The organism is Chitinophaga sp., assembly GCF_039596455.1.
In the GTDB taxonomy this organism is placed as follows: domain Bacteria; phylum Bacteroidota; class Bacteroidia; order Chitinophagales; family Chitinophagaceae; genus Chitinophaga.
The window spans coordinates 1,100,135-1,116,656 of sequence record NZ_JBCNJR010000001.1 but is presented as its reverse complement, the minus strand read 5'-3'; the positions used below and the strand labels follow the sequence as shown (position 1 = coordinate 1,116,656).

General features: G+C 50.1%; 15 protein-coding genes. 7 read left to right on the top strand and 8 right to left on the bottom strand.

The window, feature by feature from the left end; genetic code table 11:
* Positions 1-44: 44 nt before the first annotated feature.
* Genes ABDW36_RS04650 through ABDW36_RS04630 form a run of 5 tightly spaced genes read left to right on the top strand, consistent with a single transcriptional unit; the run spans position 45 to position 3,684 of the window.
* Positions 45-674, top strand: coding sequence for an ATP-binding cassette domain-containing protein (locus tag ABDW36_RS04650; RefSeq protein ID WP_343700707.1), 630 nt, complete (start codon positions 45-47; stop codon positions 672-674).
* A complete protein-coding gene (locus ABDW36_RS04645) occupies positions 671-2,011 on the top strand; it encodes an FtsX-like permease family protein (RefSeq protein ID WP_343700706.1) in 1,341 nt (446 codons plus the stop codon). Before ABDW36_RS04650 ends, ABDW36_RS04645 begins: the two co-directional genes overlap by 4 nt.
* On the top strand, positions 2,004-2,573 hold the full coding sequence (locus tag ABDW36_RS04640) for a hypothetical protein (RefSeq protein WP_343700705.1): 570 nt from the start codon (positions 2,004-2,006) through the stop codon (positions 2,571-2,573). The genes ABDW36_RS04645 and ABDW36_RS04640 overlap by 8 nt, the downstream gene beginning before the upstream one ends.
* A gap of 44 nt (positions 2,574-2,617) precedes the next feature.
* The gene (locus ABDW36_RS04635) at positions 2,618-3,244 is read left to right on the top strand and encodes an SCO family protein (RefSeq protein ID WP_343700704.1); all 627 of its coding nucleotides are present in this window, start codon (positions 2,618-2,620) and stop codon (positions 3,242-3,244) included.
* Between the two features lie 11 nt (positions 3,245-3,255).
* Positions 3,256-3,684, top strand: coding sequence for a transcriptional repressor (locus tag ABDW36_RS04630; protein ID WP_343700703.1), 429 nt, complete (start codon positions 3,256-3,258; stop codon positions 3,682-3,684).
* Here ABDW36_RS04630 and ABDW36_RS04625 read toward each other — a convergent pair whose 3' ends face one another.
* The 4 genes from ABDW36_RS04625 to ABDW36_RS04610 all read right to left on the bottom strand — a co-directional run bounded on the left by ABDW36_RS04625 (position 3,685) and on the right by ABDW36_RS04610 (position 8,607).
* Positions 3,685-4,347, bottom strand: a complete 663-nt coding sequence (locus tag ABDW36_RS04625) for a DUF6624 domain-containing protein (protein ID WP_343700702.1) — start codon at positions 4,345-4,347, stop codon at positions 3,685-3,687.
* Between the two features lie 35 nt (positions 4,348-4,382).
* A complete protein-coding gene (locus tag ABDW36_RS04620; protein WP_343700701.1) occupies positions 4,383-6,110 on the bottom strand; it encodes a M3 family oligoendopeptidase in 1,728 nt (575 codons plus the stop codon).
* A 102-nt stretch (positions 6,111-6,212) separates the two neighbouring features.
* On the bottom strand, positions 6,213-6,836 hold the full coding sequence (locus tag ABDW36_RS04615) for a DUF5606 domain-containing protein (RefSeq protein WP_343700700.1): 624 nt from the start codon (positions 6,834-6,836) through the stop codon (positions 6,213-6,215).
* An 88-nt stretch (positions 6,837-6,924) separates the two neighbouring features.
* Positions 6,925-8,607: a lamin tail domain-containing protein gene (locus tag ABDW36_RS04610; protein WP_343700699.1), complete on the bottom strand. Its 1,683-nt coding sequence runs from the start codon at positions 8,605-8,607 to the stop codon at positions 6,925-6,927.
* 97 nt (positions 8,608-8,704) lie between these two features.
* On the opposite strand from ABDW36_RS04610, the gene ABDW36_RS04605 reads away from it, so the two are divergent.
* Entirely contained in the window at positions 8,705-9,694 is a 990-nt protein-coding gene (locus ABDW36_RS04605) for an aspartate-semialdehyde dehydrogenase (RefSeq protein WP_343700698.1), read from the top strand.
* 479 nt (positions 9,695-10,173) lie between these two features.
* Positions 10,174-10,425: a hypothetical protein gene (locus tag ABDW36_RS04600; RefSeq protein WP_119077531.1), complete on the top strand. Its 252-nt coding sequence runs from the start codon at positions 10,174-10,176 to the stop codon at positions 10,423-10,425.
* 105 nt (positions 10,426-10,530) lie between these two features.
* Here the strand turns inward: ABDW36_RS04600 and ABDW36_RS04595 are convergent, their stop codons facing one another.
* The 4 genes from ABDW36_RS04595 to uvrB form a co-directional block, all read right to left on the bottom strand.
* Positions 10,531-11,193: a DUF2461 domain-containing protein gene (locus ABDW36_RS04595; RefSeq protein WP_343700697.1), complete on the bottom strand. Its 663-nt coding sequence runs from the start codon at positions 11,191-11,193 to the stop codon at positions 10,531-10,533.
* Between the two features lie 160 nt (positions 11,194-11,353).
* Positions 11,354-12,412 carry a porin gene (locus ABDW36_RS04590; RefSeq protein ID WP_343700696.1) on the bottom strand — a complete coding sequence of 353 codons (1,059 nt, stop codon included), beginning with the start codon at positions 12,410-12,412 and terminating at the stop codon, positions 11,354-11,356.
* Between the two features lie 199 nt (positions 12,413-12,611).
* Positions 12,612-14,000 (bottom strand): ammonium transporter, encoded by a 1,389-nt coding sequence (locus ABDW36_RS04585; RefSeq protein ID WP_343700695.1) that lies wholly within the window; start codon positions 13,998-14,000, stop codon positions 12,612-12,614.
* A 415-nt stretch (positions 14,001-14,415) separates the two neighbouring features.
* Positions 14,416-16,464 (bottom strand): excinuclease ABC subunit UvrB, encoded by a 2,049-nt coding sequence (uvrB, locus tag ABDW36_RS04580; protein WP_343700694.1) that lies wholly within the window; start codon positions 16,462-16,464, stop codon positions 14,416-14,418.
* Positions 16,465-16,522: the final 58 nt, after the last annotated feature.

Here is a 16,522-nt window from a genome sequence, read left to right as displayed (position 1 = left end):
AAATCAACAGAATGCAACTGTGTTGCTTTTAATACCTGAACGGAATGATCTATACTAAAAACCTTGCTTATGCCCACCCGAACGGCCGCATATTGCAATTCCCGGACATGGCCTGTGCCGCGGGGGAAGTATTGCTGATAACGGGCCGCTCGGGTGCGGGTAAAACCACCCTGCTGCATTTGCTGGCCGGTTTGCTGCAGCCCGGCGGCGGGGAAATAAACGTGGCCGGCACTTTCATACAAACTTTGCGCCCGGCGGCCATGGATGCATTTCGCGGGCGGCACATCGGCATTATTTACCAGCAGTCTCATTTTATTGCATCCCTTTCCATAGAGGAAAACCTGCAACTGGCCACCGTTCTCAGCCATGGCCCGCAAAAGCAGGAACGCCTGCAGGAGGTGGCGGAAAAACTGGGCATTACCGCACTGCTGCATAAAAAACCGGGCCGCCTCAGCCAGGGCGAACAACAAAGAGCTTCTATAGCCCGCGCACTGATGCAGCGCCCGCAATTGCTGCTGGCAGATGAGCCTACTGCCAGCCTTGATGATCAGAACTGCGCGGCCGTTGCCAGTTTGCTAGCGGAACAGGCGCACCAGCAGCAGGCCGCCCTGCTGATCGTTACGCACGACAGCCGGCTGAAAGAACTATTTGCCAACCAGATTATTTTGTCATGATTCTCCGTATTGCTTTCAAGAACCTGCTTCATAAACCCTTATACGCCGGCCTTTGCTGGCTGCTGCTGGCCTGCAGCACCGCGGTGCTGCTATTGCTGGTAGCCCTCAACCGGCAGGCAAAAGAACAACTGGAAAAACAGATTGCCGGCGTAGATATGGTGTTGGGCGCCAAAGGCAGTCCATTGCAGCTCATTCTTTCCAGCGTGTACAACCTGGATGCGCCCACCGGCAACATTTACCTGCGTGACGCTCAGCGTTTCATGCAGCACCCGCTGGTGGAATATGCTATTCCCGTTTCATTGGGAGACTCCTACCGGGGGTACCGCATCATTGGCACCACACACGCATACCTGGATAAATACAAACTGAAACCCGCTGCCGGCACAGTTTTCAACAAACCCATGGAAGTGGTGATCGGAGCTACAGTGGCCAAACGCGCAGGCCTTGCGCTGGGCGACAGTTTTGCCGGTACCCACGGACTGGGAGAAAAAGGGCATGTGCATGATGAGCATCAGTACGTGGTAAAAGGCATTCTACCTGCTACCGGGCTTTCGCTTGACCAACTTATACTCACTCCGCTGGAAAGCGTATGGGCCATACATGAAACCAAGGTGCAGATACGGGAAGAGGATGAGCATGAACATGCGGAAAATACCGGGAACGAGCAGGATGATTACCATGCAGCTCACCATCATGATCACGGTGAAGCCGGCACAGACCCACATGGGGAGCATAGCCATGAGCACGCTAATCAGGCCTCTCAGGAAAGCAACGGGCAACTCTCCCCCACCACCCAGATCACCGCTGTGCTCATGAAATTCAAGAACCCGCTGGCGCAACTGCAGCTTCCCCGCATGATCAATGAAAACACTAATATGCAGGCCGCCGTACCAGCTATAGAGATCAACCGGCTGCAATCCCTGCTCGGTTCCGGCACGGAAGTGCTCCGTATACTGGGCTGGCTTTTGGCAGCGCTCGCTGCCTGCAGTATATTTGTGATGCTGGTGCAGGGCACCCATGAGCGCCGTTACGAACTGGCTTTGCTGCGGAGCATGGGCTGCCGCCGCGGCAAGCTGCTTGGGCTGGTATTGGCAGAAGCCGCCATTTTGGGTATTGCCGGTATACTGGGCGGCTTTTTGCTGGGCAGGCTGGCTGGTTGGTTCCTGCAACAGCAGGTATTTACAAGGTACCATTTGAATTTTTCCGGCTCCTGGAGGTTGACGCAGGCAGATATGCTGACCGCTGCGGCTATATTGGCCGCCTGTTTGCTGGCTGCGGGCTTCCCCGCCATCCGGGCTTTCCGGCTGAACATTTCTAAAACTCTGGCTAATGCTTAAAATAGAAAAGATATTCATTGCCGCCATGGCATTCACCTTCGTTTCCTGCGCCAACATTTCCCAATGGTGCAAGCATGGCAACGCCGGCGCAGGCTACCTGAGCCAGCTGATGGCCCTGCGCCAGCAATCCGGCTATACAGATGAACTACCTGTTTCTACTGTTACCTATGAAGATACCACCGTTAAAAAAGTAACCTGGAAACAGTTGTCTGACGTGATCTTCAACCGTAAATGGGACGAAAAAATGCAGATGCCTATGCTCTACCCGTCTTTTTCACGCAATATCAAGGCGCTCAACGGCAAAACCATCCGCATCAGCGGCTATGTAATTCCGGTAGAGGCGCAGGCGGGCATGTACGTGCTTTCTTCCAATCCCAACAGCTCCTGCTTTTTCTGCGGAGGAGCCGGGCCGGAAACCATTATGGCGCTCAAATTCAAATCCGGCAAGCCCTCTTTTGAAACAGATGATTATGTGAGCATGCAGGGAAGATTAAGGCTCAATGAGAAAAATATATACGAATTATACTATAACTTGGATGATGCCGTATTCATGGGTAAGTAAACAAACTGTGCTACCTTTGCATATTGGATTTAAGTAGCGTGGTTATGTCTAGGAAAGCGATCTTTTATATCATATTTTTTGTGGTGCTGAGCATCGGGTTCATGGGTTATTCCGGCCTGATGATCAAGGAAGGCACGGGAGAATTTTTCGGCAAAGAGAAACTGCCGGTGCTGGGTACCCCCGGCCACAAAGTACAGGGCTTTACCCTGGTTAACCAGGATGGGGATACCATCACACAAAACAACGTAAAGGGCAAAATTTACGTGGCGGAGTATTTTTTTACCACCTGCACCAACATTTGCCCGGTGATGAACAAAAACATGGAAAAGGTATATGCGAAATACGGCAGTACGCCCAATTTTCTTATCCTTTCCCATACCTCAGACCCCGACTATGACTCCATTCCCGTACTGAAAGCATACGCGGAAAAGCATGGCGCCAATTCAAAAAACTGGTATTTTCTCACAGGTGACAAGCGGCACCTCTACAAACTGGCCCGTGAAAGCTACCTGGTAGATGACGGCCATTTCACCGGTGAAGACGATTTTGTTCACACCCAGTGGTTTGCGCTGGTAGATGGGGAAAGCCAGATCAGGGGCCTGTATGAAGGCACTAAAGACAAAGATATTGAGAAGCTGATCACAGACATTGACCGGCTCATGCATGAATAAACCTGATAAACATGCTCGCAAAACAAAAAGAACTCATTGTGCAGTTGTTGCGCTCCAGTAAACTCAGTATTACGGATACGCGTGTAAAAATCCTGGAGCTCTTTCTGAAAAGTAACGGTGCGCTAGAACATGCTGATTTTGAAAAGTTAAGCGGAAAATCGTTTGACAGGGTGACCATTTACCGCACCCTTCAAACATTCCTGGATAAAGGCATTGTACATAAAATCCCTACCACAGACACTTCTGTGCGCTATGCCATCTGCAAATCAGATTGCAGGGAGCATGAGCATCATGACCATCATGTGCACTTCCGCTGCGAAGAATGCGGCAGTACCCGCTGCCTGGAAGAAACGGATATTCCCGTTATTTCATTGCCCAAAGGGTATGATGCGCACAATGTAGAGGTAGTGGTGAGCGGTGTTTGCAAAGAGTGTAAATAACTATTCTTTCTCCGTAATCATCGTAAATTCTCCCGGCCTTACCACCTGATAATTAAAGCCGTTGCTACGCGAATATTCCTCAATGGTATCTGCCAGTCCCGCGGCCTTTCTGCGCTCATTCAGCCGCTGTGGCTCCTCTACCGGCCATATTAACCGCATGGTCCTTCCTGTTTTTTTCATCACCCCTTCTACGATCTGGGATCCGTACCGCTGTGGTTTGCCTTTGCGCATCAGGTCTTTGTCAAGCGAATAGGCATAGCTGGAAAAAGGAAGGTCCTTCCTGTCTGCCGCCGCTTTTATGACGGGCAGGTAACGGCTGAGCGTGGCGGAATCCGAATGTTGAATAATAAGCCAGGCAAAGTGCGCCCGCTGTGCGCCCAGGGCTCTAATGCCTGGAAAGCCCTGCCTTTTGGTTACGGAGTCAATAAACCGGATATTGGAGGAGTCCAGCGCCAGCACCTTATCCAGTAAATAAAAATAAACCGTGTCAACATCTGCAGGAATACGGGCAGCGCGGGCCAGGGAATCTTTAAGGGCAGCATTGGTTTGAACGGCCTGTAACAGCAGGCGGTATTGCTGATCTTTGCGGTAAATGCTGTCCATAGCCCGTGCAAGCGCAGTATTGGGCGCATCCTGCGCTTGCAGCGGTATGGCGGCCGTCATGGCCGAAAACAGATATATCGCGAACTTTATCATTGTCAGGCTCCGGCGAGCAGTTGCTCTATTTCTCCCTGCACAAATCCCGCCAATTCCTTGACGTAAGCAGGAGAGAAATCGAAACGGATGCCAGCGGCCGTGTACAGCTCCCGCAATGTTTTGGTGTAACCGAGGCTGAGAGCTTTCATATAATTATCCAGCGCCTGGCCGGGATTTTCCTTGTACTGCTTCCACATGGCTATGGCGCCCAGTTGTGCAATGCCGTATTCAATGTAGTAGAAGGGCACTTCAAAAAGGTGCAGCTGCCGTTGCCAGTTGCTGGCGCGGTAATTCTCATGACCGCTCCAGTCTACGTTACCGGGACTAAACTCGTCCATAATGGCCACCCAGGCTGCCGTACGCTCTTCTACGGTATGTTCCGGATGCTCATATACCCAATGCTGGAACTTGTCTATAGTGGCTATCCAGGGGAAGATGGTGACGGTACGTTCCAGTTGCTGCAGTTTGGCTCTGCGCAAGTCGTCCTTGTTGCTGAAAAAGATATCCCAGTGGTCCATGCTGAATAGTTCCATGCTCATGCTGGCTACTTCGGCAATTTCCATCGGGTATTCCTTAAAGGCGCTGAGCGCCAGGTTGTGGCTGAGAAAGGAGTGGATGGCATGCCCGCCCTCATGTACCATGGTAGTAAGGTCTTTCATTTGTCCGGCGGCATTCATAAAAATGAAGGGCACGCCTGTTTCCGCCAGCGGACAGTTGTAGCCGCCCGGCGCCTTGTTCTTTCGGCTGTCAAGATCAAGCCGGCCCATTTCTTTCATTACCTGCAGGCATTCTCCGAAAAACGGGCGCAGGCGCGTGAAACACTCAATAGACTTGCCAATCATTTCATCGCCGGTTTTGAAGGGCTCCAGCGGTTTGGTGCCGGCAGGTTCCGCCTCTGTATCCCATGGCTTCAATACATCAAGGCCCAGCTTGGCGCGCTGGCGCTCCAGGTTTTGGCGTACCAGCGGCAGCATGTGCTCCTTAATAGCGGTATGAAACTGGAAACAATCTTCTTTGGTGTATTCAAAGCGGCCCAGTTCAACAAACTTGTAGTCCCTGTAATTTTCATAACCTGCGTTGCGGGCCACCTGGTGGCGTTTGGTTACCAGTGTGGTATACAATCCGTTCAGCGCATCCTTGTCTTGCAGGCGGCGGGCAGCGGTTTTGGTAAACACCTCTTCCCGCAGGCCGCGGTCAGGGTTTTCCAGGAACTTGGCTGCCTGTTGCAGGGTAAACTCCTGCCCGTTCACTTCCACCGTCATTTTACCTGAAATAACGCCATACTGTTGCGCCAGCACGCTCAACTCCGCCTGAATGGGTATGTTTTGCTCGTTAAACAGCTTCACCTGTTTTTCCACGTTGCGCAGGTAGGTGAAATACAACTGCGGGTCCAGTTCTTTTTTGTAGGGAGAAGCCAGCAGCTTGCGGTTCAGCGCATCTGCATAGGGTTGCAGCTTAGGTTGTATCTCCATACAGAAGTAGGTAAATGCTTCTTCATATTCCTTGCTGGCCGTGTCACGCGTCATGCGTATCTGGCGCCAGCAGGCATCTTCACTGATCACGGCCTCCAGCTCGCTGAGATCTGCCAGCCACTTTTCCATATCTTTCAGGTTATTAATCTCCCTGTTTTGCAGGGTTTCGAAATACGGCTGTAAGACTTCCCAGGTGGTAACACTAAAATCTTCCGGTAAAAAGCGCCTAGGAGGCGCTGTTATATGAGCATTTTGCATAATGGTTCCTTTGACGTAATAGATGTAAAAAGATAAGCCCCTTTAAAAAAAATTCCAAATCCGGGCTGGATTTGGAATTTTAACACCGGTGAAATGCCGGTTTTATTCTTCAGTTTTCTTCTTACGGGTTGTTTTAGGCTTTTTTTCTTCCCCTTCCGCAGTATCAGCCGCCGCCTTTTTAGCAGCCGCTTTCTTTTTGGGAGCGGGTTTTTCTGCCTCCGGAGCCTCTTCAGTGGGCGTTTCTTCTTTTTTCGCTTTTGCCTTGGCTTTGGGTTTGGCCTCTTCCGCCGGTGCAGCAGCAGCCTCTTCTTCCGCCGGTGCCGTTTCTTCGGCTTCTTCCTCAAATGTCAGCAAATCGTTGCTTTTAAGGATGGAGTACCATTTCACCATTTTTTTCATGTCACTCACGTACACACGCTCCTCATCAAATTCGGGGAACACGTTTTTGAAGTACGCTTTAATGGCATTATTATCGGCCTTGCCGTCTGCAAGGGGGAATTGGGCTTCTTTTTCCTGCATTGCCTTGAATACCGCTGACAGGTTTACATTATCGCCCGTAGTAAACACCTCAATGCTTTCCAATGGGGTAAAATTATGTATCCGTGAAGACACGAAGCGGGTGCTTTTGTCTTCCAGCGATCTTACAATAGCGCCATCCTGCTTGCTGGCCAGCAATTGGAATAAACCGCCCAAACCGGTTACTGCAACAATTTCTCTGTACTGCATGAATTCATTTTTAAGAACGGCAAATATAAAAAAATAGCAATAGATAAACTCTGACAAATTTTCACCCTGGGAACCGCCCCTGTTGAAATCAGCGCACCGTCAATACCAGCGGGAGTTTCCACGCTTTTACCTGGCCGGCCGGGTTGAAAATCCTTATAAATATAACATAGATTCCCGGCGGAGCAGGCATTTTTTGATGGTTGAGCCCGTCCCAAAACACCTTTCCGCTGGTTCCCAGCAGCAAATTACCTGCCAGCGTCCGCAATTCCCGGCCCTGGGCGTCGAGTACCAGTATGGTGCCTGTGTAGCCGGCCTCCTGCAACTGCCACTGAACGGCAGCCACATCGTTTTGCCCATCATTGTTTGGGCTGAATGCTGGCGGATTCACCGAAAATGGGCTTTCCTGCCCGCCGCTACCCGGCAGCCACTGGGAATTTTGATATCCGGGGGTGGCATAACCCGCTGTGGCTGCAGCTGAATGCCAGTTCTGCGGGTCCTGCGTGGGCTGTGACGGCCCCAGCCTTTCCAGGGAAACGCCGCGGGTGGCGGGCAGGGTGGCAAGGTGAAAAGAACGGTGATAGGCCAGTTCGTCTACCACGGGGCCGTTGGGATGCAGCAATACAACATGCCCGGCATCTGGCGGCAGGGTAGGCAATGCGGATACCTGCAGCAATGCGCCTTTACAAGCGTAGGCGCGGCAAAGAGCAGCCGCATCGTCTGTAAAAGCCAGGTATTCTCCCGGCAGCAGCATGTACGGGCCGGTTACCAGCGGCACGGCCTGTCTCAGCGCACCGTCTGTACCGCGGCCTGCCAGATGCAAGGGGTACAGTTCCAGCGCTTTGGCACTGTTATTATAGATCTCCACAAAATCAGGCGCGCCGGTCGGCGGGTCAAACAGCACTTCGTTAATGACCAGCTCCCCCGGCCGGGGTGCCTCTGGCAAGGCCAGGAGAGCTTCAGGCAGGGTACCCAGTGGACGGCCGGCACAGTCAAGCAAGCCGCTAATCTGCAGACTGTAGCTGCGCCCTCTTTGCAGTGGCTCAGTCAGCCGTATGCTGACCGCGGTGAACAGCGGCGGCTTCGGTACTGCAGCCGCTATGCCCGGCAAGCTGTAATGAGCCGCTATGGCGGCAGAAGCGCTATCTACGCCGCCTGAAAAATGCAACAGCAGCTGCATACTATCGGTAACGGATATACGAGCCAATACCGGCAGCGCCGGCTCGGGTATAGCCGCTGCCACGGAGTTTGGCCGACCCGGCGTACCACCCGCGGGGGCCGTGGACGCGGCCCAGTTGGCCTCCCCTGTGCAGGGCCAGCGGGCATCTTTCATTTCAAGGCTCCAGCCGCCATTGTCTTTGATGCTGCCATGGTACCAGCTTTTACGGTAAGCCACCGCATGTACCAGTGCCCCCTGCGCGTCGTACAGGGCCAGCGTTTCACCTTCATTGGAAAGAGACGGGAAGCCGGAGCCGGCAATACCGGGAGAAAATACCGGCCGGGCGGCCAGCACCACCAGGCTGTCTGGCTGCAGCCAGTACTCCGGCAACTTCATAGCGCCGGTACTGTCTTTCAATACCCAGCCTTTAAGGTTCACCGGCGTTGGACCAACATTGCGCAATTCCACAAATTCCTGTTCCGGCAGGCCGGCCGCAGGCGTGGGGTCAGCCATAATTTCGTGGATCAGCACCTGGTAGCGGTGGGAAGAAGCGTTCTGGCCAATTGCCAGCAACGGAAGGGCGGCCAATAGCAGACCCCAAACAATGGAATACATACAAGAAGAGTTTAATGAGTTAACAAAGTCACCGAATATAAAAAAAATCTTGGTTTTCTGTATTAATTTTGGGGCCTCTTAAAAACACATATGTAAAATGAAAGTAGCCGTAGTAGGAGCAACCGGACTGGTAGGCTCCAAAATGTTGCAAGTATTGGCGGAAAGAAATTTCCCGGTAACAGAACTGATACCCGTAGCTTCCGAAAAGTCTGTAGGCAAGGAAGTGGAATATAAGGGCAAGCAGTACAAGGTGGTGAGCGCAGATACGGCTATCAGCATGAAACCGAACGTCGCAATTTTTTCTGCGGGCGGCAGCACTTCGCTGGAGTGGGCGCCCAAATTTGCCGCGGCCGGTATTACAGTGATTGATAACTCTTCCGCCTGGCGTATGGATCCCGGTAAAAAACTGGTAGTACCGGAAGTGAACGCCTCCGCCCTGACGCCGGAAGACAAAATTATTGCCAACCCCAACTGCTCCACCATTCAAATGGTATTGGTGCTGGACCCCTTGCATAAGCAATACGGCATCCGCCGTGTGGTGGTATCTACCTACCAGTCTGTAACCGGTACCGGTGTAAAGGCCGTTACACAGCTGATGAACGAGCGCCAGGGCATCGCCGGTGAGAAAGCCTATGCACACGAAATTGATCTTAACGTAATACCGCAGATAGATGTGTTCCTTGATAACGGCTATACCAAAGAAGAAATGAAGATGGTAAAAGAAACGGTGAAGATCATGGGTGACGAGCGCATAAAAGTAACTGCAACAACCGTACGTATCCCCGTAATGGGCGGGCATAGTGAAAGCGTGAACATAGAGTTTGAAAAAGATTTTGATCTGGATGAAGTGCGCCGGTTACTGGCGGCCACGCCGGGCGTGATAGTGGTAGATGAACCCGCAAAGGCAAGCTACCCCATGCCAAAAGATGCGCATGATAAAGACGAGGTTTTTGTGGGCCGCATCCGCCGTGATGAAACACAGCCTAACACACTTAACCTCTGGATTGTGGCAGACAATTTACGCAAAGGCGCTGCTACCAACGCGGTACAAATTGCGGAATACCTGCAGCAAAAAAACTGGTTATAAATCCATTATAAAAATTTATTTCAAAGGGCCGGAGATTGTTGCAACACGCTTCGGCCCTTTTTCTGTTCTTTAATATCCCATTGCATCTCAATCACTTACCTGCGGCTACTTTCAACCGATTATTAAACCCACCGGCATGGCTTTCCCGGTAAAGGGTGTTATGCTTCCTTTATTCTCAATGAATTACACAATTGCACATTTGGAATTTGTAAAAAAGAAATGTAAATTCACTTCCCCGGCAAAAATTACGTGGCGGGATATACGAATAATCTGTAAAGAGCTACTGCCAAAGTGCCTGCGGGCTACTATTTTTTCTTAGCGTGAGAAACTGTTAATAACTAGTAATAAAAACTACACAGAAGTAGTATTGATATGTGGTGGATAAACTTCAACTTTGAATTACAATCCTATGCTAATAAATTCTTTATCTCTTTTTTGCATGACAACTACTAAACTATCAAATTAAACACCCTTATCCTATGAAAACCAACACTAACCGTGAACTTCTGTTAATGCACAAGTTTACCGAAGAGTGGAGCACGAATTTTTCCTCACAGGTCTCCCGGATCATGAACATTGTTGATCAGAAAGACACCCTCGATGGAATTATGCCTATCATTGAAGTAGCGAACGTATACAATCAACGTTTTGCACAAACGCGTACAGACAAAGAAAATCTCTTGAAAAACCGTAAATCCCGCCCGTTTGAGTTTTTGATACACAAAAATTGATTTACTGTTTTCCCTTATTCGCCGGCAACGGTGCCGGAAGAAATGCTAGTTGCCGGCAGCACTTGTAAACAAGTACCTTCCGGTAACTAGTGCAGCAAGGGTATATTACTCGTGCAAGGCGTTGTTGAGGAAGTTGACAAAGGGCTGCATGGTAGCAAACGTACGCAGTATGTCCCTTACAATAGTAGGTTGTATGGCCGCGTCATCAGATACATGGTGGCTAACGATCAGGCTTTTCAATTTAATATAGGCTATGGCCGGATTATCTTCATGATACCCCTGCGGCACCGTTTTCAGGGAATCGCCGTTTACCTTGCCGAAGAGGCGTATAAATTCTTTCTGCCCTATTATACTTTCAAATTCAGGGAAATTGTAATCTATTTCCTGCCGTATCTTTTTCAGCACGGGCGCTTCAGGCATCCAGATGCCGCCACCCGCAAAGCTGCTGCCACCGGGCTCCAGGTGAAAATAATAGCCTGCATAAGGGCTCTTTTTGCCTCCTCTTGAAAAAGAAGCGCCCATATTGGCTTTATAGGGCGTTTTATCTTTCGAGAAACGCACATCTTTATATATACGGAATACACAGTCTTTCACCTGCAGCCCTCCCAGGGCGGGGTCTATTTTTGCAAGGCCGTCTATGATCTGTTGTACCAGGCTCTCAAAGTCCTCTTTTGCCTGATGATACTGGGCCCTGTTATCATCAAACCAGGCTTTGTTGTTATGCAGCCGGAGGTCTTTCAGGAATTTTAATGTGGAACGTTGTAGCATATATTTTGCCCCTTTTGGGGCAAAAAGATACAAAAACTCCGGTTTGCCGGAAGTTTTTTTCCCAGGCAAACCGGAGCGGTCAATTAGAGGCCGGCTAAAATAACCGGCCCCTCAGCATAATGGTTTGGTTAAACCTTCTTATATGAGCCAGCGTTTAGATTTAGAATTTGTAAATGGCGGCCAGTAATACATTGGCTGAATTGCTCTTGGGCGTTTCTGCCTTTTTCATGAATGCATCTTCAGAAGCCATATCCAGCCGTACTTCCGGAATGAGGGTAAAGCCACCTATTTTGTACTGACCGGAAAGGGTAAGCGCCACTACGCTGCCGCCCTGCGGGTATTCCGCCAGCGAGTAAAATTTCAGGCCGTCTTTATCAGACAGGTACTCACCGCGCAGCGTGAGGCCAAAGCTCTCTACCGGGTCATAATTCAGATACAGGGCGGAGCCGAACCAGTTGCCTTTGGTGTCGGCAGGTTTATTTTTGTACATGCTCACCGTGCCATTGTAACCCAGGCCAAACTTGGGGGCCACCTGGTAGGTAATTACTGCGTCCAGCTGGTCATTACGGGTCTGGAAAGTATCGCGGCCGCCAATGTAGTTCAGGTAAAACTTGAACGGTACTTCAGCCGGGGCAAAACCGTATTGTGCACCTACAAACTTGATCCCACCCCAGGTGGCAGACTTGAAATCAGTCGGATTGAACACTCCGGCCATGAAGCTGTGCGATCCGAAAGTTAAATCTGCTTTTACACCGGTATGGAAAAACGGCCCGTAGGAAAACATATAAGACATGCTATAGTTCCTGTTGGCATACGCATCCACCAGCTCATAACCCACATGGGTACCGTAGCTGCCGAAAGTGAATTTCAACCAGTCTGTGGGCGCATATGTAACAAATAATTGTTTGATGGCCAGCCGGGTGTTTTCGTCATTATAAGAAAAATCTTCTGCCCTTTTACCAAAACCGATGTCTGCCACCATGCCCACATTTTTGAAAGAGCTTTCCAGCTTGAGTGAAAGCATGTTCAGCTCAAAAGAATTGTGGGAATTGGTGAAGCTGGTTTTCCCGTCCGTATCATTTTCATTGAGGTTATACTTGTAATACACGTCAGCAGATCCGGATAGTTTGAAGCCTACCGGAAGCAGGCGGGTTGAATCCTGTGCAGAGACAGACATAGCAGAGCATACAGCCAGAAGCGCGAATAAACTTTTTTTCATTATACGGGAGATTTGGTTTGAACTGGTTATAAAAATGATAAGGCCGCTGGTTGTTGAGGTGCTGAGTAAAGGCATGAGCCGGCCGGACTGCCCACCACCACGGCTGTTGAAGCCGTGGTGGTAAACAATGTATCCGGATCAAACAATAGAACTAACTAGATATTGATATTTGACTGGTTGATAAGATGACAGGGAATTATCAGGACTGCTGCACACCCACCTCTTCGTCTGCCAGTTTGCCGTGGCCGTTCACGCTGAGATTGGTGGGGTGGTAAATTTCGTTGTGCTGTGTAACGTCCAGGCCAAGCTCTTCTTCTTCTTCCGTTACACGCAGCGGATGAATGAAGTTGATGAACTTGAAGATGGCCCAGGATACCACAAAGCTGTAGCTTACTACCAGCAGCAGGCCCAGGAACTGGTTCTTGAACAGGTTGAAGTTGCCATATGCCCAGCCGCTTTCAGAAATAGCGGGGTTCACGGCAGCAGAAGCAAACACGCCGGTAAGCAGCATACCCGTCATACCGCCTACACCATGGCAGGGGAATACATCGAGGGTATCATCTACAGAAGACTTGTTTTTATAGTGAACCACTATATTGGAAACGATGGCCGCAACAAAACCAATGAAAAGGCTCTGCGGTACGCCAACATAACCTGCAGCGGGGGTGATGGCCACCAGGCCAACTACAGCGCCTATACAGAAACCGAGCACTGAAGGCTTTCTGCCGCGGATCACATCAAAGAATATCCAGGAAAGGCCGGCGGCGGCAGTTGCGGTGTTGGTAGCGGCAAAAGCAGTTACGGCCAGCGCATTGGCGCCCAGGGAGGAACCGGCGTTAAAACCGAACCAGCCGAACCAGAGCAGGCCGGTACCGATCAGTACAAAAGGAATGTTGGCAGGCTGTAGCTCCTGTTTGGCAATATGCGCCTTGCGGCGTTTTAACACCAGGGCGCCTGCCAGAGCTGCGCAACCGGCAGAGATATGCACTACGGTGCCACCAGCAAAGTCCAGCACACCCAGTTTGAAGAGGATACCGTCTGCATGCCAGGTCCAGTGCGCAATGGGCGCATACACCAACAGGCTGAACAGTACCATGAACAATACATAAGAAGTGAAACGGATACGTTCAGCTACGGCCCCAACTACCAGCGCCGGTGTAATTACGGCAAATTTTAACTGGAAGAGGGCAAACAACATCAGGGGGATAGTACCCCAGGGCTGGCCGGAAGCTACTCCGTTAAAGAAAAAATAAGTGGTGGGGTCACCAATGAGACCTCCTTTTGACTCGCCAAATGCAAGGCTAAACCCTACTACCACCCAGATAATGCTGATCAGGCCGGTAGCAATAAAGCTCTGCATCATGGTAGAGATCACATTTTTGCGGTTTACCATACCTCCATAGAAAAAGGAAAGACCGGGTGTCATTAAAAACACCAGTGAAGCAGCCACCAAAATCCAGGCGATATCTGCAACATTATATTTGCTGGCGTCAGCAAATGTGGGAATTGTAGGTAGAAATATGCCAATTAATGCAATGGCAGTCAAAAAAATAAAAGGCAGATAGTCCTGAAATGAAATTTTCTTCATAGCGTTTCATTTTAAATTTCGAAATAAAAGTAGGCACGAGATTTAAAACGTCAAATAGAAGAGGCAAAAATTGGAAATTTTTGAAAAAATGGGGTTTCAGGAGGGGCTGAGCGCAATCAAATATTATTTATTAATAATATAATGTTTGTTTTTGTGAGGTACAATAGTGCTAAATACTGTTATTTTTTGGCTTCAATCATTTGTATATCAAATAGTTAAAAGTCACTTCGGACATGAATTACGAAATTCTAATTTTAAGAGAACAGTTTATCACAGTAAAAATGCAGAAATCGGTTGAAACAATTGACTACAAAGGATTTAAACATTAAAGGAGATAATGCTGTTTGTGTGAAAACAACGTTATCCCCTCATTGATATTAAAATAAATTCTATGTAATATTTCTGTTTTAAAGACCTATTTCCGTTTCATATTCTCCAATTCCTGCTGCATGGCAAACATCTGGTCCCGCAGGCGGGCTGCTTCCATAAAATCGAGGTCTTTTGCCGCCTTTTCCATTTCCTTGCGCACGCGCTGTATGGTTTTCTCCATTTGCGGAATGCTGGTAATGGTGTTCTGGTTGAAAGCTACGCCTTCATCCGCTACCAGCGCCATTTCATCATGTACTGCATAGGGTGAGCTGTCGTCAAAATGCCGGATTTCCAGCACCGAGGTTTGACCCAGTATCTGCTCTTTGGATTTCCGTACCGTTTTGGGCGTAATACCGTGCGCCTCATTGTATTTCTGCTGCTTTTCCCGGCGGCGGGCCGTTTCGTCCATGGTACGCTGCATGCTGTCCGTCACCTTGTCTGCATAAAAGATCACCAGCCCGTCTACGTTCCTGGCCGCGCGCCCTGCCGTTTGCGTAAGAGAGCGCTCATCCCTCAAAAATCCTTCCTTGTCTGCGTCCAAAATGGCCACCAGAGACACTTCAGGCAAGTCAAGTCCTTCCCTCAGCAGGTTTACGCCTACCAGCACGTCTATATTGCCCAGGCGCAGGTCACGCAGTATTTCCACCCGCTCCAGAGTGTCTACCTCGGAGTGGATATAACGGCTCTTAATGTTGATGCGATGCAGGTATTTGTCCATTTCCTCCGCCATGCGCTTGGTGAGGGTGGTTACCAGCACGCGGTCTCCCTTCAATACGCGTTTATCTATTTCATCCAGCAGGTCATCAACCTGGTTCTTACTGGGCCGTACCTCTATTGGTGGGTCCAGCAGGCCCGTGGGGCGAACAATCTGCTCTACTACCACCCCCTCCGTCTGTTTCAGCTCATATTCTCCGGGGGTAGCGCTTACAAAGATGGTCTGGTTAAGCAGGTTTTCAAATTCATGGAAATTCAGCGGGCGGTTATCGAGCGCGGAAGGAAGCCTGAAGCCGAAGTCTACCAGGGTGAGCTTGCGGGAGCGGTCTCCTCCGTACATGCCGCTTACCTGGGGAATGGTAACATGGCTTTCGTCTATCACCAGCAGAAAATCTTTCGGGAAATAGTCCAGCAGGCAGAATGGCCTGGTGCCGGGGTTCCGACGGTCAAGAAAGCGGGAATAGTTTTCAATACCGCTGCAATAGCCCAGCTCACGGATCATTTCAATATCGTAATTCACCCTTTCAGAAAGGCGTTGTGCTTCAATAAGCTTGCCCTGGCTCTTAAAATATTCCACCTGTGCGGCCAGTTCGTCCTGTATTTCGTGCAATATCTGCACCATTAGGTCTTTGGGCGCCAGGTAGAGGTTGGCCGGGAATACGGCCGCATTGTCCAACGTGGCAATACGTTTGCCATTGGTAACGTCTATACTCTCTATTTCTTCTATTTCGTCACCGAAAAAGGTAATACGGTAGCCATAGTCCACATAAGGCAGGTTGATATCCACAGTATCTCCCTGCACCCTGAAATTGCCGCGGTTGAAATCTCCCGTGGTGCGGGTGTAGAGGGCATTTACCAGGCCGTGCAGCAGAGTGTTGCGGCCAATGGTAAGACCCTTATGGATACGGAGAATGCCGTTCTCGAAGTCTGTTGGGTTACCCATGCCGTAAATACAGGAAACGCTGGCTACCACAATAATATCCCGCCGGCCGGAAAGCAGGTTGCTGGTGGCGCGGAGGCGCAGTTTGTCCAGCTCTTCATTGATGGCCAGGTCTTTCTCTATATAGGTATCGCTCACCGGCATATACGCTTCCGGCTGGTAATAGTCGTAATAGCTTACAAAGTATTCCACCGCGTTTTCCGGGAAAAACTGCTTGAACTCGCCATAGAGCTGAGCTACAAGGGTTTTATTGTGGGTGAGCACCAGGGTGGGCTTCTGTACGTTCTGTATTACATTGGCCACGGTGAAGGTTTTTCCGGAGCCGGTTACCCCTAGCAGGGTTTGCGCCGCTTCTCCGTCCTGGAGTCCTTGCGTTAAAAGCCTGATGGCCTCCGGCTGGTCGCCGGCGGGCTGATATGGTGCGTGCAGCTTGAAGGGCATAATTTTATCTGGATTTCTTTGATCGGGAAACGAATTTCGGTATTTACCGGGGAATGAC